Annotated in this window: 19 protein-coding genes and 2 tRNA genes; 6 read left to right on the top strand and 15 right to left on the bottom strand. The window is 51.5% G+C overall.

Annotation, left to right across the window (positions count from 1 at the left end):
• Window positions 1-30: 30 nt before the first annotated feature.
• The 15 genes from IMCC21906_RS15620 to IMCC21906_RS15550 form a co-directional block, all read right to left on the bottom strand.
• The gene (locus IMCC21906_RS15620; RefSeq protein ID WP_047013499.1) at window positions 31-1,308 is read right to left on the bottom strand and encodes an aminotransferase class I/II-fold pyridoxal phosphate-dependent enzyme; all 1,278 of its coding nucleotides are present in this window, start codon (window positions 1,306-1,308) and stop codon (window positions 31-33) included.
• 130 nt (window positions 1,309-1,438) lie between these two features.
• Window positions 1,439-2,857: a DUF1631 family protein gene (locus IMCC21906_RS15615; RefSeq protein WP_047012936.1), complete on the bottom strand. Its 1,419-nt coding sequence runs from the start codon at window positions 2,855-2,857 to the stop codon at window positions 1,439-1,441.
• Between the two features lie 154 nt (window positions 2,858-3,011).
• Window positions 3,012-3,980, bottom strand: a complete 969-nt coding sequence (gene cmoB, locus IMCC21906_RS15610) for a tRNA 5-methoxyuridine(34)/uridine 5-oxyacetic acid(34) synthase CmoB (protein WP_052763581.1) — start codon at window positions 3,978-3,980, stop codon at window positions 3,012-3,014.
• Window positions 3,977-4,702 carry a carboxy-S-adenosyl-L-methionine synthase CmoA gene (cmoA, locus tag IMCC21906_RS15605; RefSeq protein ID WP_047012935.1) on the bottom strand — a complete coding sequence of 242 codons (726 nt, stop codon included), beginning with the start codon at window positions 4,700-4,702 and terminating at the stop codon, window positions 3,977-3,979. The genes cmoB and cmoA overlap by 4 nt, the downstream gene beginning before the upstream one ends.
• Window positions 4,703-4,779: 77 nt before the next feature.
• Entirely contained in the window at window positions 4,780-5,382 is a 603-nt protein-coding gene (locus IMCC21906_RS15600; protein ID WP_047012934.1) for a hypothetical protein, read from the bottom strand.
• A gap of 104 nt (window positions 5,383-5,486) precedes the next feature.
• Window positions 5,487-7,172, bottom strand: a complete 1,686-nt coding sequence (locus IMCC21906_RS15595; RefSeq protein ID WP_052763580.1) for an Ig-like domain-containing protein — start codon at window positions 7,170-7,172, stop codon at window positions 5,487-5,489.
• Window positions 7,173-8,357: 1,185 nt separating this feature from the next.
• A tRNA-Met gene (locus IMCC21906_RS15590) sits at window positions 8,358-8,434 on the bottom strand.
• Between the two features lie 91 nt (window positions 8,435-8,525).
• Window positions 8,526-9,617, bottom strand: coding sequence for a redox-regulated ATPase YchF (ychF, locus tag IMCC21906_RS15585; RefSeq protein WP_047012933.1), 1,092 nt, complete (start codon window positions 9,615-9,617; stop codon window positions 8,526-8,528).
• Window positions 9,618-9,621: 4 nt separating this feature from the next.
• Window positions 9,622-10,209: an aminoacyl-tRNA hydrolase gene (gene pth / locus IMCC21906_RS15580; protein ID WP_047012932.1), complete on the bottom strand. Its 588-nt coding sequence runs from the start codon at window positions 10,207-10,209 to the stop codon at window positions 9,622-9,624.
• A gap of 29 nt (window positions 10,210-10,238) precedes the next feature.
• Complete coding sequence (locus tag IMCC21906_RS15575; RefSeq protein WP_047012931.1) at window positions 10,239-10,898, bottom strand: 50S ribosomal protein L25/general stress protein Ctc; 660 nt, start codon at window positions 10,896-10,898, stop codon at window positions 10,239-10,241.
• 84 nt (window positions 10,899-10,982) lie between these two features.
• Entirely contained in the window at window positions 10,983-11,927 is a 945-nt protein-coding gene (locus IMCC21906_RS15570; RefSeq protein WP_197085917.1) for a ribose-phosphate pyrophosphokinase, read from the bottom strand.
• Between the two features lie 970 nt (window positions 11,928-12,897).
• A tRNA-Gln gene (locus IMCC21906_RS15565) sits at window positions 12,898-12,972 on the bottom strand.
• Between the two features lie 7 nt (window positions 12,973-12,979).
• Window positions 12,980-13,825: a 4-(cytidine 5'-diphospho)-2-C-methyl-D-erythritol kinase gene (gene ispE / locus IMCC21906_RS15560; RefSeq protein WP_047012930.1), complete on the bottom strand. Its 846-nt coding sequence runs from the start codon at window positions 13,823-13,825 to the stop codon at window positions 12,980-12,982.
• 19 nt (window positions 13,826-13,844) lie between these two features.
• Window positions 13,845-14,426 carry a lipoprotein insertase outer membrane protein LolB gene (gene lolB, locus IMCC21906_RS15555; protein ID WP_047012929.1) on the bottom strand — a complete coding sequence of 194 codons (582 nt, stop codon included), beginning with the start codon at window positions 14,424-14,426 and terminating at the stop codon, window positions 13,845-13,847.
• Window positions 14,416-16,140 carry a tetratricopeptide repeat protein gene (locus IMCC21906_RS15550; RefSeq protein ID WP_047012928.1) on the bottom strand — a complete coding sequence of 575 codons (1,725 nt, stop codon included), beginning with the start codon at window positions 16,138-16,140 and terminating at the stop codon, window positions 14,416-14,418. Before IMCC21906_RS15550 ends, lolB begins: the two co-directional genes overlap by 11 nt.
• A 244-nt stretch (window positions 16,141-16,384) precedes the next feature.
• On the opposite strand from IMCC21906_RS15550, the gene hemA reads away from it, so the two are divergent.
• From hemA to rhlB, 6 genes are all read left to right on the top strand, one after another.
• Entirely contained in the window at window positions 16,385-17,659 is a 1,275-nt protein-coding gene (hemA, locus tag IMCC21906_RS15545; RefSeq protein WP_047012927.1) for a glutamyl-tRNA reductase, read from the top strand.
• A 31-nt stretch (window positions 17,660-17,690) separates the two neighbouring features.
• Entirely contained in the window at window positions 17,691-18,776 is a 1,086-nt protein-coding gene (gene prfA, locus IMCC21906_RS15540) for a peptide chain release factor 1 (protein WP_047012926.1), read from the top strand.
• Window positions 18,776-19,639: a peptide chain release factor N(5)-glutamine methyltransferase gene (gene prmC, locus IMCC21906_RS15535; protein ID WP_047012925.1), complete on the top strand. Its 864-nt coding sequence runs from the start codon at window positions 18,776-18,778 to the stop codon at window positions 19,637-19,639. Before prfA ends, prmC begins: the two co-directional genes overlap by 1 nt.
• Entirely contained in the window at window positions 19,632-20,381 is a 750-nt protein-coding gene (locus IMCC21906_RS15530; protein WP_047012924.1) for a molybdopterin-synthase adenylyltransferase MoeB, read from the top strand. Before prmC ends, IMCC21906_RS15530 begins: the two co-directional genes overlap by 8 nt.
• 47 nt (window positions 20,382-20,428) lie before the next feature.
• Entirely contained in the window at window positions 20,429-21,106 is a 678-nt protein-coding gene (locus tag IMCC21906_RS15525) for a DoxX family protein (protein ID WP_052763579.1), read from the top strand.
• 124 nt (window positions 21,107-21,230) lie between these two features.
• Window positions 21,231-22,571 (top strand): ATP-dependent RNA helicase RhlB, encoded by a 1,341-nt coding sequence (rhlB, locus tag IMCC21906_RS15520; RefSeq protein ID WP_231580290.1) that lies wholly within the window; start codon window positions 21,231-21,233, stop codon window positions 22,569-22,571.
• The last annotated feature ends 42 nt before the right edge of the window (window positions 22,572-22,613 follow it).

Raw genomic sequence — 22,613 nt, 5'->3', positions numbered from 1 at the left:
TTTTGACGTAATGGCTTGGCCGTTTACCCGTTACGCTAATCTCTGCCGCACTGACGCTAATTTCACGCAATTTACAAAAACCTGCATAGCGCGTTCAATTTCTTCTTCTGTGGGGACGCTGGGCGCAATACGGATGTTACGATTTTCTGGATCGTTACCGTAGGGAAAGGTTGCACCCGCGGGAGTGAGCTTAACGCCAGCCTCTGCTGCTAGTTTGACCACTTCCTGGGCTAAGCCGGGCAGCGTATTGAGGGAGATAAAATAGCCTCCCTCTGGCTCGGTCCATTCCGCCATGTCGGTGCCGCCCAGACCTTCGCGCAGGTGCTTTAAGACAATGTCAAAACGGGGCTTGAGCACGTCGGCGTGTTTGCGCATATGGTTTTTGATGCCAGCCGCATCTTTGAGCAGTTTGACGTGGCGAAGCTGATTGATTTTATCCGGGCCGATTTGGGTCATGCCCAAGTGCTTGGTAAATGCCTTCAGGTTGGCTTTAGACATGCCCATAAACGCGACGCCGGCACCGGCGTAGGTGATTTTTGAGGTGGAGCCAAACAGGTAAACGCTGTCTTCGGTGCCGTGTGTGCGGCAGCAGGCCATTAAGCTCGCCACCTCTGGTGCGTCGTCGCTGAGGCTGTGTACCGCGTAGGCGTTGTCCCAAAAAACCCGGAAGTTATCCCCCGCGATCTTGCCAAGTTGCGCAATGCGCTCAACGACGGCATTGCTGTATACGGTGCCAGTGGGGTTGCTGAAGCGAGGCACACACCAAATGCCTTTAATGCTACTGTCTTGCTTCAGCAGTGCTTCTACTTCATCCATGTCTGGGCCGTCATCATTTAAGGTAACGGGGATCATCTCGATGCCGAGGTGTTCGCACACACTGAAATGACGATCGTAGCCGGGCACGGGACAAAGAAATTTGGTGCTTGTATTTTCGCTGGCCCAGGATTGGCCTAGTTCGCCAAAACCCTGTTGCTGAGCAAACATCACGGCAAAATACATCAGGGTCAGGCTGCTGTTGCCACCGATTAAAATTTCATCAATATTGACGTCCAGCACCGGCGCGAAGAGTTCTTTGCACTCCAGTATGCCGTCCAGGCCGCCGTAGTTGCGCAGGTCGGTATTGGCCTCATTGCTCAGGTCGCCGCCGAGAATATCGCTTATTTCATCGGACAATGACAGTTGCTGGGCGCTGGGTTTGCCGCGGGTCAGGTCTAGATTGAGGCCTGACGCTTGGTACTGTTGATACTCTTCTGCCAGCGCGGTTTCCCATTCGCGGAGTTGTTCATTTGACGCTTGTGTAAGTTCCAAAATCATCACCTTGGGGCTTTGCCGATTTGTGATTGAGAGATGTAGTCGCGCCGCCTGGGTAGCTGTTTTAGGGTGACGCGAGGCACAAAAGTATACCGGGTTCAGGCTTTGTCGTCAGCCAGCGAACTGCTTAACTGGCGGGAAGATTTTTTTGAATACTTTGGCTGCCAAGGGCCAATGCGTTAAGGCGGCGGCGGTGTAATTCAGCAAGAATCTTCTTGGCCTGATCTGGAGGGGTGTTGATGCGGCGCATGCCGAGCAGGAGCTCTTCTTCTATTTGTTCGGCCATGGCTTTTGCTCGGCGCAGGTCGGTCCAATTGGTGTGGGGCGTGATATACCAGGTGACATCGTCGATAAATGCAAGGCTGCGTTGGCTGGCGGGACTGTGCTTTCCATGCCGTAACCAATGGTAAAGCACAACCGATGCCCATGGCCCCAATAGCATTGTTTGGATATCGTCGGGGAGTGACAGGTCGGCAGTTTTTAAGTTGATGAGATAGTGGATTTCGGCGCGAAGTTTTTCAATACGTGCGTTATTTTTGGCTTCCAGCAAATAGCCGCGTTGGTTAAATTGAGCGCGACGGTCAAAGCGCAGACAGTTATCTTCAAGTCGTCGCCAAAGCGGTGCCAGTGGTTGTTTTTGTGCCTGCTGTTGAGTCAGTTCAGTGCTGATTGCTGAAAACTGCTCCTCAAATTCCTGTTGTGATTCTTGGCTTGCGGTATCCCATTGCTTGAGCGTGGCAGTGAGCTGTCGGCAGAGCCGCCTGGCAGGATGGAGGGGGCTAAGAAAATGCCGCTGTTCCTGAAGCGCAATGGCATGTAGCAGTGTTCGGAATTTTTGCAGGCTACGGTCCAGGGCGATTGAGCTGCTTAAACATGGTATGTCTTGGAAAACGGTGTTGGCCTCGTCGATTAACTGCTGTTCTGTCAGCTCGGTGGGGCTTGCCGGTGTGCCCATCAATTTGGACAAGCGTCGCTCGGCAAGGGCGCGTTGGTTTGCGTTGAGTTCCTCACTTGCCAGCTGGGCCTTAATGTGGCTAATCCATTGTTGGGTGTGGTCGCTATTTGTGACCGCAGCGAGCTCTTCTAACAAGCGCTCGTAAAGTTTGCCGAGTTCGTTAAGCACCAAAATATTAAACAGTGATACAGCTTGGCTGTAGTGCTCTCGGGCAATACCAAGTTCATTACTCAGCGGCCTGAACCCTGAAAATACCGTCATGGGAGACGCGACTCTGCAAATATTATTGGGCTGACTTTGTGCGGATAGCTGTTTTGCCAATCGATCTAATTGCGGGTGGGTGCCGTGTTGGTAGTCTCGTGGACTGGTTAGCTGCTCTTCAATGTGTTGCCGAAATGCGTCTATTCCTAAGGCGTAGCATTTTTCTATTTGTTGGTACTGGTCTAATAGGGATTGCGCTTGATCTGAGGGGAGGCTGCGGGCTCGGCGCTGGAAGTTATCGCCTAAACGGGTGACGTAACGGTGTATGGCTTGCTCAAACCATTCCCGAATAATCAGGTGTAACGTGTTGTTTAGGTCTACTTGCTCCATTGAGCGCAATCCTTGCCTTACGCATCTGATTTAGACTCTTATTGGCCGATAGCATCCTGGCACCGAAAAGCGTCATAAATCTAACACATATTGTGAATTGCGTGACGCCATCTATTCAAGTATTGACTGTTTTGTGAACAAATCAAGTCTTGGCTTAAGGGGCTGTGGCCACAAATACGCCTCTGCGGGGTGCCGGGTAGCCTTCTATAGTGCGGTTTGGATCATCGGGGTCTAAAAAATTGGCCAAGGAGTGAAAGCGCATCCAATCAGTAGCGCGCTGCTCTTGGGGACTGGTTTGCTTAACATCCACCAGTTTAACGTCTTTAAATCCACATTTTTGTAACCAGCCTATGAGCGTGTCGGCGCTAGGGATAAACCAGACATTGCCCATTTTGCTGTACCGGCCCTCGGGCACAAGCACTTCACCTTTACGGCCTTCAATAATCAGCGTCTCTAAAATTAATTCGCCTCCGGCCCGAAGGCAGTCTTTAAGGGCGTAAAGATGGTCGATGGGGGAGCGGCGGTGATAGAGAATGCCCATTGAAAAAACCGAGTCGAAGCAGCGCAGTTTTTCGGGCACAGCTTCTATGCCCATGGGCAACACGGCAACGTGAGGGTCTTGAATGTATTTTTGCAGGGCGAAATACTGCACAACAAAGAGCGGGGTTGGATCGATGCCAACAACCAGCTCTGCACCCGCGCCACGCATACGCCAACAGTGGTAGCCACTGCCGCAGCCGACGTCCAGCACTTTGCGTCCGGTCAGTGGGCTGATGGCGTCTTTAAGGCGGTCCCACTTCCAATCCGAGCGCCATTCGGTATCAATGTGAACACCAAATAGCTCAAAGGGGCCTTTGCGCCAAGGATGTAGAGCCATCAAGTTGTTTTGCAGTTGTGCTTGTTCCTCATCGGAAAGCTCGCCATCAACGCCTACCCGAGACGTGTTTAGATGTATTGTTTGCGGGCTGAGGTTTGGCAGACTTGTGAGGGCTTCTTGCCAGCGAGGTAAGTCGCCGTAGCGCTTTGTGTTTAATCCTGCTGCAATTTGTTCGGGCAGAATATGTCGCCATGCTTGAAATTCCTCGCCGTCGAGTAGGGCCAGAAAATCGTCGTAATTCATCATTTGATCGCGACCAGCGATGCGAAATTAAAACACTGAAACCAGACGTCGATGCTGTTAAATCCCGCGCTTGTTAAACGCTGGCGGTGGCGGTCTAGGGTTTCTGGAATAAGAACATTCTCAAGTGCGCTGCGTTTTTGGGCGACTTCCATATCGCTGTAGCCATTGGCGCGCTTAAAAGCGTGGTGCAGCTCGGTGTTCAGGTTTTGCATATGTTCGTCAGCAAAGCAGGTTTTTTCTGACAAAATCAAAACGCCGCCGGGACGCATGGCGGTGCCGATGCGCTTTATTAATGGGTCGCGTTTTTCTGCAGGCACAAATTGCAACGTGAAGTTCAAAACCACAACAGAGGCATCTTCAATATGAGTGTCTTCTATGCCTTCGCAGCGCAAAGCGATGTTGCAATGACTATTGGTAATATTGTGCTGGCAGCGCTCAATCATCGGCGCAGAATTATCGACACCGATGATTGTAAAGTCAGGGTTGTGAATTTCTCGGTCCATTGCCAAGGTGCTGGCACCCAGAGAGCAGCCTAAATCATAGCCATTACTGCCGGGTTGGGCGTAGCGGCCGGCAATAATGCCCGTCATTGCGATAATGGTGGCATAGCCCGGCACCGAGCGCTGAATCATATCTGGAAAGACTTCAACCACCTGCTCGTTAAATGCAAAGCGGTCTAGTCTCTTGTGCTTATCAGCGTAGTAGTTGTCGTGTTTATGCGTCATTGGTGTTTGTGATTCTGTAGGGCCGGGCCAAAGAGGCCGGGATTTTATCACAAACTGAATAGGCGCTTTGCTTAAAGCTAAAAGCTCCAGCGCACCCCAAGTTCATAGGAGCTTAAATCCAGCTCATCGTAATCACGTACCCGGAATGTAAAGCCAACATCGTTTGTAAACGGTTGATAAAGCGCCTCAACGATAAACGTGGTGTCGTCTTCCACAACCAAATCATGCTCGCCTGCTTCCAATGTTACTCGCCATTGGTCGTTGATATCGTGGCGAACCCCAGCTTTCCACTCGTTGCCGTCTTGATCTGGCCGCCGGCTGGATTGGTGGGCTTTGAGCTCGTGCTTGTCGTAGCCAATAAAGAACGAAGTGGCGGCGCTGGTGTAATAGTGAAAACCAATCCCGTAAGTTAGCCAGCCATCCTGTCTCACACCTTTTGGTAAAAAGGTATCGCCATTGTTATAACGAGCATGAACATGGGCGTACTCAAAAATTGCCGCGCTGGCTAAAAGGGTAATGTTGTTCTCTTCTTCAAACGGCCCCCAGTCAGTGCTTTGGTAAGCGTAGGATGCTTCCAGGTAATTGTAGTGCTGGGGGACGTCTAGGGTGTTGGCTTGGGCTGTAAAAGATAGTGACCCGCATAGAAAAATAGGCAACAGGCTCCAATATTGTCTTGTCATAGCTTTATCCGAAAGTTAGGTGGTCTAGTGTTAGGTAATTAAAGTAAAAAGCGTGCTAAGCCAGTAGGACTAATCTTTTGGGGCTTAGCACTTTGACGGCTGTATTAAAGTGCGACTGTTTGAATGACGTCAGAAAATTCTCTGGAAATTACCCCGGATGGCGAGGTAACGGTAATGCTGAAGGTCCCGTTTCCCGGCGTATCTGCAGGCTTTACCCTGAAGAAAAATGTTGATGGTCCATTATCGCTGGTTGATAGCTGTGTTTCTGATGAGACGCCTTCAATCGTCCCTTGGCTAGTCTCAACGGATATTGTTGTGCCTGCTGCGGGCACTTGGCCATTTACGTCAGTCACAGTTACGGTTACGGGCACGATACCTGAGTCTAAATTGATTACTGAGGGTGAGGCGTTCACGAATAGGCTTGAGCCTGACAAAACGATAACAATGCTTTCACGCATGGTGATAGTTGTTTGCGCTTGATTACAGTTTCCTGGGCCGTTGCAAAGCACTCCTTCGTACAGCCCGCTTGCCGCATCGAATTGATCATTGTTATTGAAATCGATGTAGGTTTCGTCTGCGTCTCGCAGACCGTTTTCGTTGTCATCTCGAAAAGCTTCAGCCCGATCGGTAAAGGTTTCGGCGTCATCATAGCGACCATTGGAGGGAGAGCTATCAACAAAGGTTTCTTCACCAATAGCTGTTGCCAGCACTGTAATGCGACCGTTAGCTGGTCTTGGATCTTGTGAAGTCAGGGTGACGGAGCAAGCTCCTGCAGTTGTCAAACAGCTGCTTTCTATTGAACCACCCTCGGCTTGAAAGGTAATAGCCGTATCGTTGGGAACAGGATTGTTATAACGGTCAGCCGCTCGCAATGTAAGGATTGTGGTGACGCCATCAATTCGAAGTCCTTCAATATTCAGTTCAGAAGCACTGAGTGAGAAACTGTCGTCATCTGGAATGCCGGTTGTTATGGCTAGTTGGCTAGACTGTGCTGTACTTGTTATGCCATCGCGTGTTGCTGTTGCGGTAACACGTACCGATGTGGCAACAGTTCCTGCGGCAACAGTTGTGCTGGCGATGCCATTGGCGTCGGTAGTGTCTGTTGTATTGCTGAGGCTAATGCCGCCAGTGGTATTGTTAAGAGAAAAAGTGACATCTTGATTAGGTACTGGACCTCCAGAGGAGTTAGTTACCAGAAAAGAAACGACAGCCTGCTCCGGGATAGCGCCAGAACCTTTGATACCTATATTACTAAGTGATGCTTCAGTAAAGCTTACAGAGCCTAGAGGGGCTTGGACTGTAGTAATGTCAATTGTTGCGCTAAAGGTTGTTCCGTCAAGGCTTGTTTGAGCTGTAATGGTGTCATCTCCATCGCAGCCCCTCGCAGTATAGGTGGTGGTTAATGTGCCAGTCGTGTTGTCAACAATGCTGGGGGCTGCTTCAGAAAGCCCTGAACCGATGCAGCTTGAGGTAAACAGAACGCTTGCGGCATCGGTCACTGGACTGTTGTTCTGGTCGATAAACGAAACGGTTAATGTTGCACTTTGACCTGCTTCTAAACTGGTTTTGTTGGCAGCAATACGGCCGGGGGTGAATGTGCCGCTAGAGAACGAGCCAAAGCGCACGATGTCTTGGGTGGTGGAGCCGTCATCTGTTGGGTCGCCACCATCGTTGTTGCCTGTGTCGTCGCTGGGGGTGAGGCTAGGATCACTATCACTGCCCCCACCGCCACAAGCTGTAAAAATAGCGGCTGACAGCAATAGTAGCCAAATACGCAGAAACAACTTCATAACCCTCGTCCTCATTTATTTCTGGCCCACTCCGGGGCTTTTCCAGTTTTCAAGACTACAACGTTCTTTAGCTGCGTGCAGTAAGTGACTAACAATAAAAGCATGTTCGTTGAAAAAATGCATTATGGAATAAGGGGTATCTGGAGATTGCTTACTTGGAGGCTGGATTTCTAAGGGGGCTGGCTCATAACTTGGGTTTTGGTAATTTGGAGGGTTTGATGAATGCTATCCCTCGTTTATGTTGTAGAGCCATCTGGGATCCAGCTTCGGCGTAAAGTATTCACTAAGGGGGTAGTTCTTTGCGTGGAACTTGCTGGATACCGGCTCAAGGCCGGTATGACGAGTAGGGGGAAAGTGTGTATGGGTGCCACACTTGTATTTTTTATAATCCCGAATGCAACAGTCTTCACAAATACTAGTACCGCATATTCGTCGTCATCCCGAACCCGATCCGGAATCCAGCTTCGGCGTAAAGTATTCACTAAGGGTAGTTCTTTGCGTGGAACTTGCTGGATACCGGCTCAAGGCCGGTATGACGAGGAGGGGAAAAGTGTGTATGGGTGCCACACGTGTATTTTTTATAATCCCGAATGCAACAGTCTTCACAAATATTAGTTCCGCATATTCGTCGTCATCCCGGACCCGATCCGGGATCCAGTTTCGGCGTAAAGTATTCGCTAAGCGGTTGTTCTTTGCATAGAGCTTGCTGGATACCGGCTCAAGGCCGGTATGACGAGGAGGGGAAAAGTGTGTATGGGTGCCACACGTGTATTTTTTATAATCCCGAATGCAACAGTCTTCACAAATACTAGTACCGCATATTCGTCGTCATCCCGGACCCGATCCGGGATCCAGTTTCGGCGCAAAGTATTCGCTAAGCGGTTGTTCTTTGTGTAGAGCTTGCTGGATACCGGCTCAAGGCCGGTATGACGAGGTGTGAGCAAAGGACGGTGTGATAAACTGGGTTTGATGAGTGCCATCCCACGTTAATGTTGTAGAGCCGTGGAATTGAACTGCGGATTGATCAATGCCAGGCTTTGGCCTGGTATGGCCCCTTCGGGCGCCGCCGCTGTGCTTTGGCGTCTAAAAATGCGGTGCATTTTTGTCGAACCTGGGGCGGTTCTCAGCGAACCTGACCACCAGATACCAAAAAGGCCACCCTTGCGGGGTGGCCTTTTTGGTATCTGGTAGCAAGGGGCGGATTCGAACCGCCGACCCCAACATTATGAGTGTTGTGCTCTAACCAACTGAGCTACCTTGCCATTTTGTTCTCTAATCCGTGCTGTTCTCGAATTTGAGAAGGCGCGCATTTTCACGACTTATCGGCGCCTTGTCAAGTGTGAGTGGTATTTGTTAGACGTTGAAGCGGAAGTGGACGACGTCGCCGTCTTTGACGATGTAGTCTTTTCCTTCTAATCGCCACTTGCCAGCGTCTTTTGTGCCTTGTTCGCCTTTGTATTCTATGTAGTCTGCATAGGCGATGACTTCGGCGCGAATAAAGCCTTTTTCAAAGTCGGTGTGAATCTTTCCGGCGGATTGGGGGGCGGTGGCGCCGATGGGGATGGTCCATGCTCGGACTTCTTTTACGCCTGCGGTGAAGTAGGTTTGCAGGCCTAGCAGCTCATAGCCTGCTCGGATAACTCTGTCTAAGCCCGCTTCTTCCATGCCCAGGTCGGCCAGGAAGTCGCCTTTTTCGTCGTCGTCCAGCTCAGCTATTTCCGATTCCAGCTTGTTACAGATGGGCACGACGATGGCGTTTTCGCTTTCGGCGATTTGTCGAACGGTATCGAGGTGAGGATTGTCTTCGAAGCCATCTTCATTGACGTTGGCGATGTACATGGTGGGCTTGACGGTAAGCAGGTGTAATGAGTCCACCAGCTTTTGTTCGCTGTCATCCAGGCTTAGCGAACGCACGGGTTTGCCTTCATCTAGGTGGGCGACCAGTTTTTCTAGAATGGCTTTCATGGCAACGGCGTCTTTGTCGCCGCTTTTGGCGGTGCGGCTGACTTTTTGCAGTTGCTTCTCAACGCTGTCTAGGTCGGCTAGGGCCAGTTCGGTGTTGATAACGTCAATATCGCTGGCGGGGTCTACTTTGTTGGCGACGTGAATCACATTGTCGTTGTCAAAGCAGCGTACGACATGGGCGATGGCGTCGGTTTCGCGGATGTTGGCCAGAAATTTATTGCCCAAGCCCTCGCCTTTGGAGGCGCCGGCAACGAGTCCGGCGATATCGACAAACTCCATGGTGGCGGGAATGACTTTTTCGGGTTTTACAATGTCGGTCAGGGCAGCTAAGCGCGTATCGGGAACGGCGACTATCCCGGAGTTGGGTTCGATGGTGCAGAAGGGAAAATTTTCCGCATCGATACCCGCCTTGGTTAGGGCGTTAAACAGAGTGGATTTGCCTACGTTAGGGAGGCCGACAATACCGCAGTTAAAACCCATGGGTTTATCCTTGTTTGTAGCTGTGAAGTTGGTTCATGGCTTTTCCCCAGTCACCGCTAATCGCGTCGGGAAGGCATTTAAGCGCTTCATCTATACAGGCTTCAATGCTGATGCGTTCATCGGGTGAGGGCTTGCCAAGAACAAAGTTGGTAACTTGGGCGGCGCTACCTGGATGGCCAATGCCAATCCGTAGCCGTTTAAAGTCACCGTTGTTGCCCAGCTGGGCCATGCTGTCCCTGAGTCCGTTGTGACCACCGTGGCCGCCACCTTTTTTAAAGCGTGCGGTGCCCGGAGGGATATCCAGTTCGTCGTGGACTACCAAGATGGATTCAATGGGAATTTTGAAGAAGTTGGCCATTGCCGCAATAGCTTGGCCGCTGCGATTCATAAAGGTGCTGGGAATCAGCAGTCTGATATCGTGCTCGGCAATGTTGATGCGGGCGGTGTCGCCAAAAAATCGTGCTTCACCAGACAGCGCAATATTGTGCTGTCTGGCAAGCGCCTGAACCAGCCAGGCACCCGCATTGTGTCGTGTATCCTGATACTGTTGGCCGGGGTTGGCCAGTCCAACTATCAGTTTAATCGAGTCCAATGGCGTACCTGCTGAGCCTTAAAGGCCTATCAGGATTCTTCTTTGTCGTCGCCGCTTTCGTCGGCTTCGGCTGCGTTGTCATCGTTTTCTTCACTGTCGCTACCGCCGCGTGGTACTTGTACGCTGGCGATGGCCTGGTCGTGATCTTCGCCCAGTGCCAAGGCAATAGACTCAACGCCTTCTGGTAGCTTCAGGTCAGAAAGGTGCAGCGTTTGACCTGTTTCGACGTCTTTCATATCGACTTCGATGTACTCGGGCAGGTCTTTTGGCAGGCACTCGATTTCAACTTCGTTGGCTGCGTGAGTGATGATGCCGCCTTGCATTTTAACGCCGACACAGGTGTCTTCGTTCATGTAGTGCAGGGGCACTTGCATAGTGATCTTGGTGCTGGCGTTCACTCGCATAAAGTCAGCGTGCAAAAGTTGCAGTTTGGCAGGATGACGGTGCAAATCTTTAAGGACGACAGATTCTTGAGTGCCATCAACATTTAATGTCAGGACGGAGGTGAAGAAAGCTTCTTCGCTCAAAAACCAAACCAGATCTTTGTGAGGGATGCTGATCATTTGCGGAGCTTTTTCGCCGCCATAAATAATGGCAGGTACTTCAGAGGCTTCGCGACGTAGGCGGCGGCTCGCACCTTTCCCTACATCTGTACGCCCTTTGGCGTTAACTACGTATTCGCTGGACATATGTTGTCCTCCTATAAAAGCGAAAAACCGCTGCACTCGCGACCAGTGCAGCGGCAGTATGTCGAAGGCGACTGGCTAGCGATGCTAGCGAAACAGTGCGCTGATCGACTCTTCATTGCTGACCCGTCGCATGGACTCGGCCAACAGTGTTGCCAGGGTTAGCTGGCGAATTTTACCGGACTTGATAGCGGCCTCTGACAATGGAATGGTGTCAGTGACGACTAGCTCGTCAAGCTCGGAGCTACTGAGGTTGTCAATAGCGGGCCCGGATAATACAGGATGTGTACAGTAGGCGACAACCTTTGCTGCGCCATGCTCTTTCAATGCGGTGGCCGCTTTGCACAATGTGCCTGCCGTATCCACCATGTCGTCTACCAAAATGCAGGTTTTGCCGCGGACTTCGCCGATGATATGCATGACCTGGGCAACGCCAGCTTGGGGGCGGCGCTTATCAATAATGGCCAGGTCGGCATCGTCTAATTGCTTGGCGACGGCTCGAGCTCTAACAACCCCGCCGATGTCTGGAGAGACGACAATCAGGTTTTCGTAAGATTGACGAGAGATGTCATCCAGTAGAACAGGTGAGCCATAGATGTTATCTACTGGCACACCGAAAAATCCTTGAATCTGTTCGGCGTGTAGGTCTACGGTTAAAACCCGGTCGATACCGACACCACTAAGAATATCTGCGACGACTTTGGCTGAAATAGGTACCCGTGAAGAGCGGACTCGGCGGTCTTGGCGGGAGTAGCCAAAATAGGGAACCACTGCAGTAATGCGACCAGCTGAGGCGCGGCGCATGGCGTCGGCCATGACAACCAATTCCATTAGGTTGTCGTTGGTAGGTGCGCAAGTGGATTGCAGTAAAAAGACATCTGCACCGCGAACGTTTTCATTAATCTCAACAAACACTTCGCCGTCGCTGAATTTGCTGACAATGGCATCGCCAAGGGGAAGGTTGAGGTGCTCGACAACTTTTGTGGCTAACTGAAGGTTAGCGTTGCCGGTGAAGACCATCATTTTAGACACAGTGAAATCCTGTCAGGCTTGTAGTGTCAAAGTTTAGCGAAGAAACACGCCTTGCCGGTCTGACGATGAAAGGGTGTTGGGGATTGCTGCCCGACCCTGGCCATTGCAGTTTTTCCGGCAGGTATCGCCAATTACGAAATTTGCTGAGGGCCGGAGAGCAAGCAAGTGTAGACTCGCTTTCTGGCAAACCTTGCGGTCTTTCTCAATTGCTGATCAGGCTGAGCGGCCTTTTCAGCGTGGCGCCACAAAACTTTTTATGACGCCTTCTTATGTGGCTGGGGGCAGGATGAGCTGCGAGCCTTTGGCTCTTGGGGCGTTGCCCCGTCACATAAAAATGTGACGCCTAAACGCGATTGCGTTTATCGAACCTGGGTTCGACTCCTGCCGGTCAGACTTTTAAGTCCTTCCCAGCATAGTGCTGCGAAACAAGTCCAGCACATCTATATGGCTGGGGTGGCAGGATCAGCTGCGAGCCTTTGGCTCTTGGGGCGCTGCCCCGTCACATAAAAATGTGACGCTTAAACGCGATTGCGTTTATCGAACCTGGGTTCGACTCCTGCCGGTCAGACTTTTAAGTCCTTCCCAACATAGTGCTGCGAAACAAGTCCAGCACATTTATATGGCTGGGGTGGCAGGATAGGCTGCGAGCCTTTGGCTCTTGGGGCGCTGCCCCGTCACATAAAAATGTGACGCCTAAACGCGATTGCGTTTATCGAACCTGGGTTCGACTCCTGCCGGTCAGACTTTTAAGTCCTTCCCAACATAGTGCTGCGAAACAAGTCCAGCACATTTATATGGCTGGGGTGGCAGGATAGGCTGCGAGCCTTTGGCTCTTGGGGCGTTGCCCCGTCACATAAAAATGTGACGCCTAAACGCGATTGCGTTTATCGAACCTGGGTTCGACTCCTGCCGGTCAGACTTTTAAGTCCTTCCCAACATAGTGCTGCGAAATAAATCCAGCACATCTATATGGCTGGGGTGGCAGGATTCGAACCTGCGAATGCTGAGATCAAAACCCAGTGCCTTGCCGCTTGGCGACACCCCAATAAACTTTAGTCTATTTGCAGTTGCTCGTGTAAAGGAGAGCGTTGCACTCCGCGAGCGACAAATCCGCTTAGCTGTGGTGAGCGCTGAGCGAAAACTGCTTCGGCACTTGCTTGATCTGCAAAGCTCGCAAAGATGCAAGCGCCGGTTCCTGTTAACTTTGCGGGGGAGAATTGATTCAACCAAATCAAGGCCTTATCAACTTCTGGATACAGTTTTCGAACCAGTGGTTCACAACTGTTAGGGGACCCCCCCTCAAGAAAGGCCGCTATTTTGATGGGAGAGTCGTGGCGTGTCAATTGTTGATGGGAAAAAATTTCTGCAGTGGAAACTTCACAGGGGGGTTTTATCACCACAAACCAGCGTTCTGGGGTTTTTACGGCTTGAAGTTGTTCGCCAACGCCTTCGGCCCAGGCCGTTTGTCCTTGTACAAATACCGGGACATCGGCACCAAGCTTGAGGCCGAGTTCGCTTAGCTCTGTCAAGGTAAGCTTGGTGTTCCACAGTGCGTTGAGGCCTATTAGGGTGGATGCGGCGTTTGAACTGCCGCCACCGATACCGCCGCCCATGGGCAGTTTTTTACTAATGCTGATATCTGCGCCTTGGGTGCTGCCGCTGCGTTGCTGGATTGCGCGAGCGGCGCGAATAATCAAATTGTCTTCGTCGGCCACGCCATGAATGGGGGTCAGGAGCTTGAGTTGACCGTCATTGCGATTTTGCAGTGTCAGCGTGTCGCCGAAGTCCAATAGTTGAAACAGGGTCTGCAGTAGATGGTAGCCGTCCGCTCTACGGCCGGTGATGCGCAGAAATAAATTAATTTTGGCAGGGCAGGGCAGGTTAAGGCTATTGAGCATGGCTTGGATGGTTATGTCCTTAGGTCGTGGGAGCTTGGCAGTAGGAGGGTGCTGCATTCCATTGGCGGACAATTAATACCACTTTTTGTTGGGCAGTGGTGGCTTCTATGCGGCTGGGTAGTTCGGCGTTTTCTCGGTATCTAAAATTGATAAGCCAATTTTCTTGGTTCAGCTGTAGAAGCTGGCCAGCGGGGCTGATTTGGCTTTGCTGTGCGGCGCCGGGTGCGGCTTGTCCTCTGGCCCAGTAGCTTAGTGCCGCAACGGGAATGGGCCAGCCTGCGTCCATGGCGAGCTGCTCTGCGCTGGCCGCGCGGCGGGTGGTATTACCTTGGGTGAGCACGACTTCATTGGGACGTTGGCTAATTTCCATAGCGCCGCTGCCGAGTGGTCCGCTGAGACGAATGCGACTGTGGCTGCTGTCGCAATGTTGCCAATCGATGCTGGCACTTTCTTTTTCCTCGCCATACCAAACCCCGATTTTTCCAGAGAGTTGCCACTGCTCGGCATCGCTGGCGGGGGGCGTGCTTGGTGCTACCGCGCAGGCAGTTGCTAGCCAGCTGATTAGCAAAACGGTGTAGTACTTAAATAGCTTACTCTTCATTTAATAGCTGCAGTCGCTGTAGGGTGTCCATGATAATGCTGCTGTTGGGCGTGTTTTCCAAGCCGCGTTTAAAGACTTCTTTTGCTTCGGCTTCTTTGCCGCTGTGCCATAGGGCTTCGCCAAAATGGGCTGCAATTTCGTGGTCTTGGCTTTTGGCGAAGGCGCGCTCAAGGATGACAACGGCATCCTCAACCTCGCCCTTTAGAAAAAGTACCCAGCCGTAGCTATCGATGATGGCGGCGTCATCGGGCTTAAGGTCAATGGCCTTTTTTATGAATGCCTCGGCTTCATCCAGGCGATCAGTGCGGTTGGCGAGTGTGTAGCCCAGGGCGTTGAGTGCGGCGGCATTGTCAGGGTCGTCGCTAATGATTTTGAGCAAATCCTGTTCGACAATATCAATTTTGCCGAGATTTTCAGCAAACAATGAGCGGCTATAGCGAAGATCGACATTATTTGGGTGTTGGTTAATCGCCGTACTTAGTAAGGCAAAACCCTCTTGAAATTGAGCTGACTTGCGTAAGATTTCGGCTGATAGGAGGTAGAGGTCTTCGGCTTTTTGGGGATGTTCCTGCCGTAGCGACGCCATTCTATTTAGGGCGTTGTCGTTGCCTTCAGTGGCCATGCTGATTGCCGCGATGCGACGAATGGCCAGGTCAAACTCCCGTGGCCCGGTGGCTTGCTGGTAGTGCTTGATGGCGTTTAACCATTGTTGCTCTTCTTCGGCGATTCTGCCGAGAATATAATTTACACGGCTGCTGTTGCGGGTGTTGTCTTGTAGCTCTTCGAGTTGGCTGGCTGCTTCTGTGGTGTTGTCCAGCTCACGGTTGATTAGCATTAGCTCCAGTAGCAGGTCGTCGTCGTTGGGGTTTTGTTTGACCAGAACCTGGTATTGCGCTTTTGCTTCATAGAGTTTGTTGTTAACTAGGCTTCGGGCCAGGTCGTGGCGGAGCCGTTTGTTTGCCGGGTTTTGGTCGACGGCGTAGCGCAGGCGTTCTTGGGCTTCTTCGGTGTTGCCCATTTGTGCGAGGGTGCGGGTTTCAATCAGCAAGGCGTGGGCGTTATCGGGTTCTTCGTCCAGCACTTCGCGAATGAGACTGAGTGCCTGCTCTTCCTCTTCTTGGTATTGCAGTAGTAGTGATTTGGCAATTTTAAGAGAGGCATCGTTGGGATGCTCTTTGCGGAGCGCGTCTATTTGCGTAATAAACGTTTGTTGTTCGTCTTCCGGTAGCGATAAGGCGCTGGCTGCCAGTGCGGCAAAATTGGCTTCGCCACCTTGGTCCAGTACCCGGCGCATATAGTTTAGCGCGGCGACAGGTTGGGCATTTTTAGTGAGAGCGGAAGAGAGTGCAAACAAGGCTTCGGCATTGTCGGGTTCTAACGCTACCCATTGTTGAGCTAGATTGAGTGCTTCGTCTTCGCGGTCAAGGTATTGAGCCAGTCGGGCGGCGGTAGAGACGACGCCTTTGTCATTGGTTTGCTTGGCTTGGTAAGCGTAGTTGTCCAGTGCGGTTTCAAAATCGAGGCGTCGCATGGAAAACTCGGCCACCAGTAAGTCGATAAAGGTGTCTTCTGGAAATGGCCGGGTTACGCTTTTTTCTTGAGCGGGCTGAGGTGAGGCTTGAACGCCCTCTTCGCTTTCAGGTGCGGGGCTTATGGCGCTGCAGGCGGCCAAAAACAGCAGGCCTGCGGGAATAGTGATAAAAGCAAAGCGCATTGGTGTGTCACGACTCAGGATGAAAGGGGCATGGTAGCACGGCTTGAGCAAGCTAGGCAGGCCTCTAAGTGGTATGCCTGGCGGTGATAAATCGCGCCCCGGTTTTTGTACAGTATTGGATGCTAAATTTAGCGAAAGTGCCGGGAGAGTAGGAATAAAATCCACATTTCAGCGTCATCTTGCTAGAATTGCTCGCTATTTTTGACGAGTCCTATTTGAGGGGCGGCAAGCGGCCCGGGGTTTCATGAATCTGCTAGTGATCGGCATCAATCATAATTCGGCCTCTGTCGAATTGCGCGAGCGCGTGGCATTCGTGCCTGAGCAGATGGGGGCGGCGTTAGGGGCTGCACTCGGTCAGCAGGGTGTTGCCGAGCTGGCGATACTGTCGACCTGTAATCGCACCGAGCTATATGTTGTAGCAGATGGCGATATTGACGGGGCTGCGGATGACGCGTTGCTGCAGTGGTTGGCCGATTTCCATCATATTGCCGTCGCTGACTTACGACAGTGCAGCTATTGCTTTCAGGCGCGGGAAGCACTCAGTCATATGATGCGAGTCGCGGTAGGCTTGGACTCGATGGTGCTCGGTGAGCCGCAAATTTTGGGTCAAATGAAGTCCGCTTACGCTCAAGCGGTTGAGGCGGGTACGGCCAATGCGGCCTTGCACCGGGTGTTCTCTCAGGTATTTTCTACAGCCAAACGAGTGCGAACGGACACGGCTATTGGTGAAAATCCGGTCTCGGTGGCCTACGCTGCGGTCAGTTTAACCCAGCATGTTTTCTCTAAGCTGAGTCAGTGCACGGCCCTGTTAATTGGCGCGGGTGAGACGATTGAGCTGGTAGCCCGACATTTAAAAGAAAAAGGGGTTAAGCGGATTATTATAGCCAACCGAACCCTTGATCGCGCCCGGCATCTGGCTCAGGAATTGGGAGCCGAGGCGGTAATGCTCGCTGATATTCCCCAGTATCTGCTCGACGCAGATATTCTTGTCTCGTCCACTGCCAGTCAATTGCCGATTCTTGGTAAAGGCGCGGTGGAAATGGCGCTGAAAAAACGCAAGCATCGTCCTATTGTGATGGTGGATATTGCCGTGCCGAGAGATATCGAGCCTCAAGTGGCTGACTTGTCTGACGTCTACCTTTATACGGTGGATGATTTACGCCAAATCGTTGATGAAAATAAGCGCGCCCGAGAGCATGAGGCGATTAGAGCTGACGATATTATTATTGCTGCGGCAGCAGACTGGGATGTGCAATTGCGAGCCCAGGATGCCATTAGCACCGTTAAAGATTATCGGGCCAAGGCGGAGCAATTACGCGATGCCGAGTTGGAAAGGGCGTTGCGCCAACTTGCTAAGGGTGACACTGCCGAGGCGGTATTAGAGCAGCTGGCCAGAGGTTTAACCAATAAGCTGTTACACAGTCCTACCACTCAGCTCAAAGAAGCGGGGGCCAAAGGCCGCACCGACTTGATTAGTTGGGCCCGCGAATTATTTCAATTGAAAGATTCTGATTCCTAGCTGGCATGACCAGCTAAACAAGCGAGACATTATGAAAGCATCTATCGTCAGCAAATTAGACAATTTGCTCGACCGTTATGAAGAAGTGTCGGCATTGCTTAGCGATGCTGAAATTATTGCCGACCAAGAACGGTTTCGCAATTTGTCTAAAGAATATGCCGAGCTTGAAGATGTGGTGACGGCGTATTCTCGTTATCGTCAGGTCAATGATGACATGGCTGAAGCTGCCGCCATGCTAGAAGAAGACGATCCGGACATGCGGGAAATGGCAGAAGAAGAATTGGCCAGTGCTAAAGAGCAGTTGGAGAGCATGGAGCTAGAGCTGCAAACTTTGTTGTTGCCCAAAGACCCCAATGATTCGCACAACGTTTTTTTAGAAATTCGTGCGGGTACGGGTGGCGACGAAGCGGCGATTTTTGCGGGTGATTTGTTCCGTATGTATAGCCGCTATGCGGAAAATCAGGGCTGGAAAATTGAAGTATTAAACGAGCGCCAAGGTGAGCACGGTGGCTATAAAGAAATTATTAGCCGGGTTGCGGGTAAGGACGTGTTTGGCCATTTGAAATTTGAGTCTGGTGCTCATCGTGTTCAGCGGGTGCCAGAGACCGAGTCTCAAGGCCGTATTCACACCTCAGCTTGCACTGTCGCGGTGATGCCAGAACCTGAGAACGAAGAAGAGATTGAAATCAATAAAGGTGACTTGCGTATTGATACCTTTAGAGCCAGCGGCGCAGGGGGGCAGCACGTAAACAAAACCGACTCGGCGATTCGTATTACCCATATTCCCAGTGGCTTGGTGGTTGAGTGTCAGGACGAGCGCTCTCAGCATAAAAATCGCGCCAGAGCATTGTCGTTATTGTCGGCGCGGTTAAATGACGCCCGCAACAGTGAACAGCAACAAGCGCAGGCGGATCAGCGCCGGAATTTGGTGGGTAGCGGTGATCGTTCTGAGCGCATCCGTACTTATAATTTCCCCCAGGGTCGGGTGACTGATCATCGGATTAATCTCACGCTATATAAATTAGATGAAGTGATGGGTGGTGACGTGGGGCAGGTGGTTCAGCCACTGCGTCAAGAATATCAAGCCGACTTGTTGTCCGAATTGGCGGGGTCTTGATGGCAGGGCCCTTAGATGGTCTTAGTATTCAGCAGGCATTGGCTTATCAGCGTCGGTTGGTGGAGGTCAGTGACTCGGCTGGGCTGGATGCGGCGTTGTTGTTGTGTGCTGTTTTAGCCAAGCCAAAAAGCTACCTCTATGCCTGGTCTGAACGGACACTGACTGCGGGTGAGGTAGCACTTTATTTCGATTTTCTAGACCGCCGCGCATCAGGCGAACCGGTGGCACATATTATTGGTCAGCGAGAGTTTTGGTCGTTGAATTTAAAGGTATCACCTGCCAGTTTAATTCCCCGGCCCGACACAGAATGCCTTGTCGAGCAGGCGTTACATTTTGCTCAATCGCGCAGGTCGGGAAAGATATTGGATTTGGGTACCGGTAGTGGCGCCATTGCCTTGGCCTTGGCCAGTGAATTGCCCCAGTGGTCGGTAGTGGGCTGTGATTGTGTGACGGAGGCGGTTGCACTGGCAGAAGAAAACCGCCAAAAACTGGGCTTGGCCAATGTGAAATTTATGCAATCGAACTGGTACGCGAATCTGACGGTCGGGGATAAATACGATCTTATCGTCAGCAATCCACCCTATATTGAAGAGAACGACCCTCACCTTGCCCAGGGCGATGTGCGTTTTGAACCCCGTTCAGCGTTGGTATCGGGTGAGGATGGCTTGCGTGATATCCGCAGGATCGTTGCTGAATCTGGCGCATATCTCAATAGCGGTGGCGCAATGCTGCTAGAGCATGGTTACAGGCAGGGCGATGCCGTTCGTCAGATATTGCTGTCAGCGGGATTTTTGTCGGTGTCTACTTTAAAGGATCTTGCGGGGCAGGACCGGGTTAGCTGGGGGGTGAAAGCCGATGGATGATCAGCAGCTATTACGATACAGCCGACATATATTGCTACCAGAAGTCGATGTGGCCGGCCAGGAAATGCTTCTTGCCAGCAAGGTGTTGATTGTTGGTATGGGTGGCTTGGGTTCGCCTGTTGCCTTGTATTTAGCCTCGGCGGGGGTGGGCAGCCTGCATCTGGCTGATGACGATGTTGTCGAGTTGAGTAATCTGCAGCGGCAGGTGATTCATGACAGTGGCTCTATTGGGGTGTCCAAGGTGGCTTCTGCCGCCAAGCGGATTCATGCGCTTAACCCAGATATTCACACCCACTGCCTGGATCAACGTTTAGAGGGGCAGGGTTTGCTGCAAGCGGTCGCCGACGTCGATCTCGTGGTGGATGCCACGGATAATATCACCACGCGTTTTGCCTTAAATCAGGCTTGTTTCAAAATGGCGAAGCCATTGGTGTCGGGTGCAGCCATCCGAACTGAAGGGCAGCTCACCGTGTTTGATTTTCGGCGGGAGGATTCGCCTTGCTATCGCTGCCTGTATCAAGATATTGATGATTCAGCATTAAATTGTTCAGATAGCGGTGTTCTGGCGCCCATTGTTGGCATGATTGGTAGCATGCAGGCGCTAGAGGCGATTAAATGTATTACCGGGATGGGTGTCAGTTTGTGTGGGCGATTGCTGTTGATCGATGGGATTAATATGCAAATTCGCGAACTGGGCTTAGCAAAGGATCCGTCTTGCCCGGTATGTAGCGCCCAGCATTAGCGCTATCAGCGTGTTCTAGATAACAATAAACAAAGTGGGGAATGACTATGCGTGTCCTTTATAAAGGATATTATTTTGTTCACGATGGCGTGTTCGGTTTTTTGGGCAAGCTTAGCGGCCTCGCGCCGTTGTTAATGAGATTGTATTTGGCGCCAGTGATGATTGCTGCGGGTATGTACAAACTGCAAAACCTCGAATCCACCACTGCGTGGTTTGATACCGGCTTGGGCTTGCCTTATCCAGAGGTAATGGCCTTGCTGGCAAGCTACTCTGAATTAATTGGTGGTTTCTTGCTGCTGTTTGGTTTGGCGGTTCGCTGGGCCAGTGTGCCGTTAATGGTAGCAATGTTAGTGGCGATTTTTGCGGTGCATTGGGAAAACGGTTGGTTTGCCATTGCCCCGTCGCAACCGGCGACCAGCGCTGCCAAACCCGTGGCCGCGCTGGGTATTCCGGCGGCAAAAGAGAGTTTAAATAACAGTGTTGAAGTCGGACGGCGGCTGGAAATGGGTCGTTCCTTGCTTAAAGAACATGGTCATTATGATTGGCTAACAGAAAAGGGCAGTTTTGTTATTTTGAATAACGGCATCGAGTTTGCCGCGACCTACTTTATTATGTTGTTGAGCTTGTTTTTTAGTGGTGGTGGGCGTTGGTTTAGCGTTGATTACTGCCTGGATAAGCGAGGCCGGGCGGCTTTAAAACGCAAACCGGAGCCAGCAACAAGCTGAATTTGGGTCAGTCTAGGCTATTCAAAACGTCGCTCAGAACGCTCCTCGATGAATAGCGCTGGTATCTCTACCACCGGTTGGTGGTAGAATGCGCGATTATTGAGCAATTAAGTAGAGCGGTATTTTGTCGAGCAAACAAGCAGACCAAGAACAACCCCAGTCCGAACAAACGGCCTTTGACGCGCAAGAGTCGGGCGCGCGTTCAAACGCTAAGCCATCTGGTCAGCGCGGTCGTCGCGGCCGCAGCAAGTCCGAGCCCACCGATTCCGAGTGGAGTATTGATCAGTTTTCCGTGCCCAAAGAAGCGGGTCGCACGCGCTTTCACGATTTGGGTTTGGATGAGCGGCTTTTGCATGGCATTGCTGATGCGGGTTTTCAATACTGCTCCCCTATTCAGGCGGCGTCATTACCCCATACCTTGCGTGGAAACGATGTTATTGGTAAGGCGCAGACAGGTACCGGTAAAACGGCAGCTTTCTTGCTGACCATCTTTAACGATCTATTGAACAACCCTATTGAAGAGGAGCGCTTTGCAGGTGAGCCCCGGGCTTTGATTATTGCGCCGACCCGTGAGTTGGTTGTTCAAATTGGCGAAGATGCCCGGCAGCTGGGTAAGCACTGTGGTTTGAGTGTGGTGACCTTGATTGGCGGCATGGACTACCAAAAACAGCTGGATCGCTTGTCGGCTAATTTAGTGGATATCGTGGTGGCGACACCGGGGCGTTTGTTGGACTTTGAAAATCGCCGGGACTTATATCTTGATCAGGTTGAGTTGCTGGTAATTGATGAAGCGGACCGTATGCTGGATATGGGCTTTATTCCCCAAGTAAAGCGAATTGTGCGCGCCACCCCCCAAAAGACCCATCGCCAAACCTTGCTGTTCAGTGCCACCTTTACTGACGATATTTTGCGCCTTACAGAACAGTGGACACTTGACCCTGTACACGTCGAAATTGAACCCGAATCGGTAGCAACCGATACCGTGGATCAAAAAGTGTATTTGGTGGAGTCCCAAGACAAGCTCAAATTACTGCGCAATATTATTCGTCAAGATGACGTGAAATCGGTGATTATTTTCGCCAACCGTCGGGATGAAACCCGCCGTTTGTTTGAGCGACTGCAAAAGTCGGGCATTCGCTGCGGTATATTATCTGGCGAGATTCCCCAAAATAAACGCTCACGTACCCTGCAGCAATTTAAAGATGGTGATATCACCTGTTTGGTGGCGACAGATGTTGCTGGCAGAGGGATTCATGTTGACGGCGTGAGCCATGTGGTGAATTACGCGTTGCCAGAAGAACCCGAAGATTATGTTCACCGTATTGGTCGTACCGGTCGCGCTGGCGCGTTGGGTACCTCGATCAGCTTTGCCTGTGAAGACGATGCGTTTTTATTGCCAGCCATCGAGGCGGAGCTGGGCATGAAGCTAAACTGCGAGCAGCCACCCGAAGTGCTGTTGAAGTAAAATTGAAATTGGCAATATAGAGGCTGTGGTGTGAGCGCTGCG

The sequence above is a fragment of the Spongiibacter sp. IMCC21906 genome (assembly GCF_001010805.1).
Classification (GTDB): domain Bacteria; phylum Pseudomonadota; class Gammaproteobacteria; order Pseudomonadales; family Spongiibacteraceae; genus Spongiibacter.
This window is presented reverse-complemented; position numbering and strand designations above follow the sequence as displayed.

Excerpts from the sequence above, each read along its gene's own strand:
- IMCC21906_RS15615 (WP_047012936.1), bottom strand. The coding sequence starts at position 2,857 with ATGGAGCAAGTAGACCTAAACAACACGTTACACCTGATTATTCGGGAA.
- cmoB (WP_052763581.1), bottom strand. The coding sequence starts at position 3,980 with ATGATGAATTACGACGATTTTCTGGCCCTACTCGACGGCGAGGAATTT.
- cmoA (WP_047012935.1), bottom strand. The coding sequence starts at position 4,702 with ATGACGCATAAACACGACAACTACTACGCTGATAAGCACAAGAGACTA.
- IMCC21906_RS15600 (WP_047012934.1), bottom strand. The coding sequence starts at position 5,382 with ATGACAAGACAATATTGGAGCCTGTTGCCTATTTTTCTATGCGGGTCA.
- IMCC21906_RS15595 (WP_052763580.1), bottom strand. The coding sequence starts at position 7,172 with ATGAAGTTGTTTCTGCGTATTTGGCTACTATTGCTGTCAGCCGCTATT.
- ychF (WP_047012933.1), bottom strand. The coding sequence starts at position 9,617 with ATGGGTTTTAACTGCGGTATTGTCGGCCTCCCTAACGTAGGCAAATCC.
- IMCC21906_RS15575 (WP_047012931.1), bottom strand. The coding sequence starts at position 10,898 with ATGTCCAGCGAATACGTAGTTAACGCCAAAGGGCGTACAGATGTAGGG.
- ispE (WP_047012930.1), bottom strand. The coding sequence starts at position 13,825 with ATGCTCAATAGCCTTAACCTGCCCTGCCCTGCCAAAATTAATTTATTT.
- lolB (WP_047012929.1), bottom strand. The coding sequence starts at position 14,426 with ATGAAGAGTAAGCTATTTAAGTACTACACCGTTTTGCTAATCAGCTGG.
- IMCC21906_RS15550 (WP_047012928.1), bottom strand. The coding sequence starts at position 16,140 with ATGCGCTTTGCTTTTATCACTATTCCCGCAGGCCTGCTGTTTTTGGCC.
- hemA (WP_047012927.1), top strand. The coding sequence starts at position 16,385 with ATGAATCTGCTAGTGATCGGCATCAATCATAATTCGGCCTCTGTCGAA.
- prfA (WP_047012926.1), top strand. The coding sequence starts at position 17,691 with ATGAAAGCATCTATCGTCAGCAAATTAGACAATTTGCTCGACCGTTAT.
- prmC (WP_047012925.1), top strand. The coding sequence starts at position 18,776 with ATGGCAGGGCCCTTAGATGGTCTTAGTATTCAGCAGGCATTGGCTTAT.
- IMCC21906_RS15530 (WP_047012924.1), top strand. The coding sequence starts at position 19,632 with ATGGATGATCAGCAGCTATTACGATACAGCCGACATATATTGCTACCA.
- IMCC21906_RS15525 (WP_052763579.1), top strand. The coding sequence starts at position 20,429 with ATGCGTGTCCTTTATAAAGGATATTATTTTGTTCACGATGGCGTGTTC.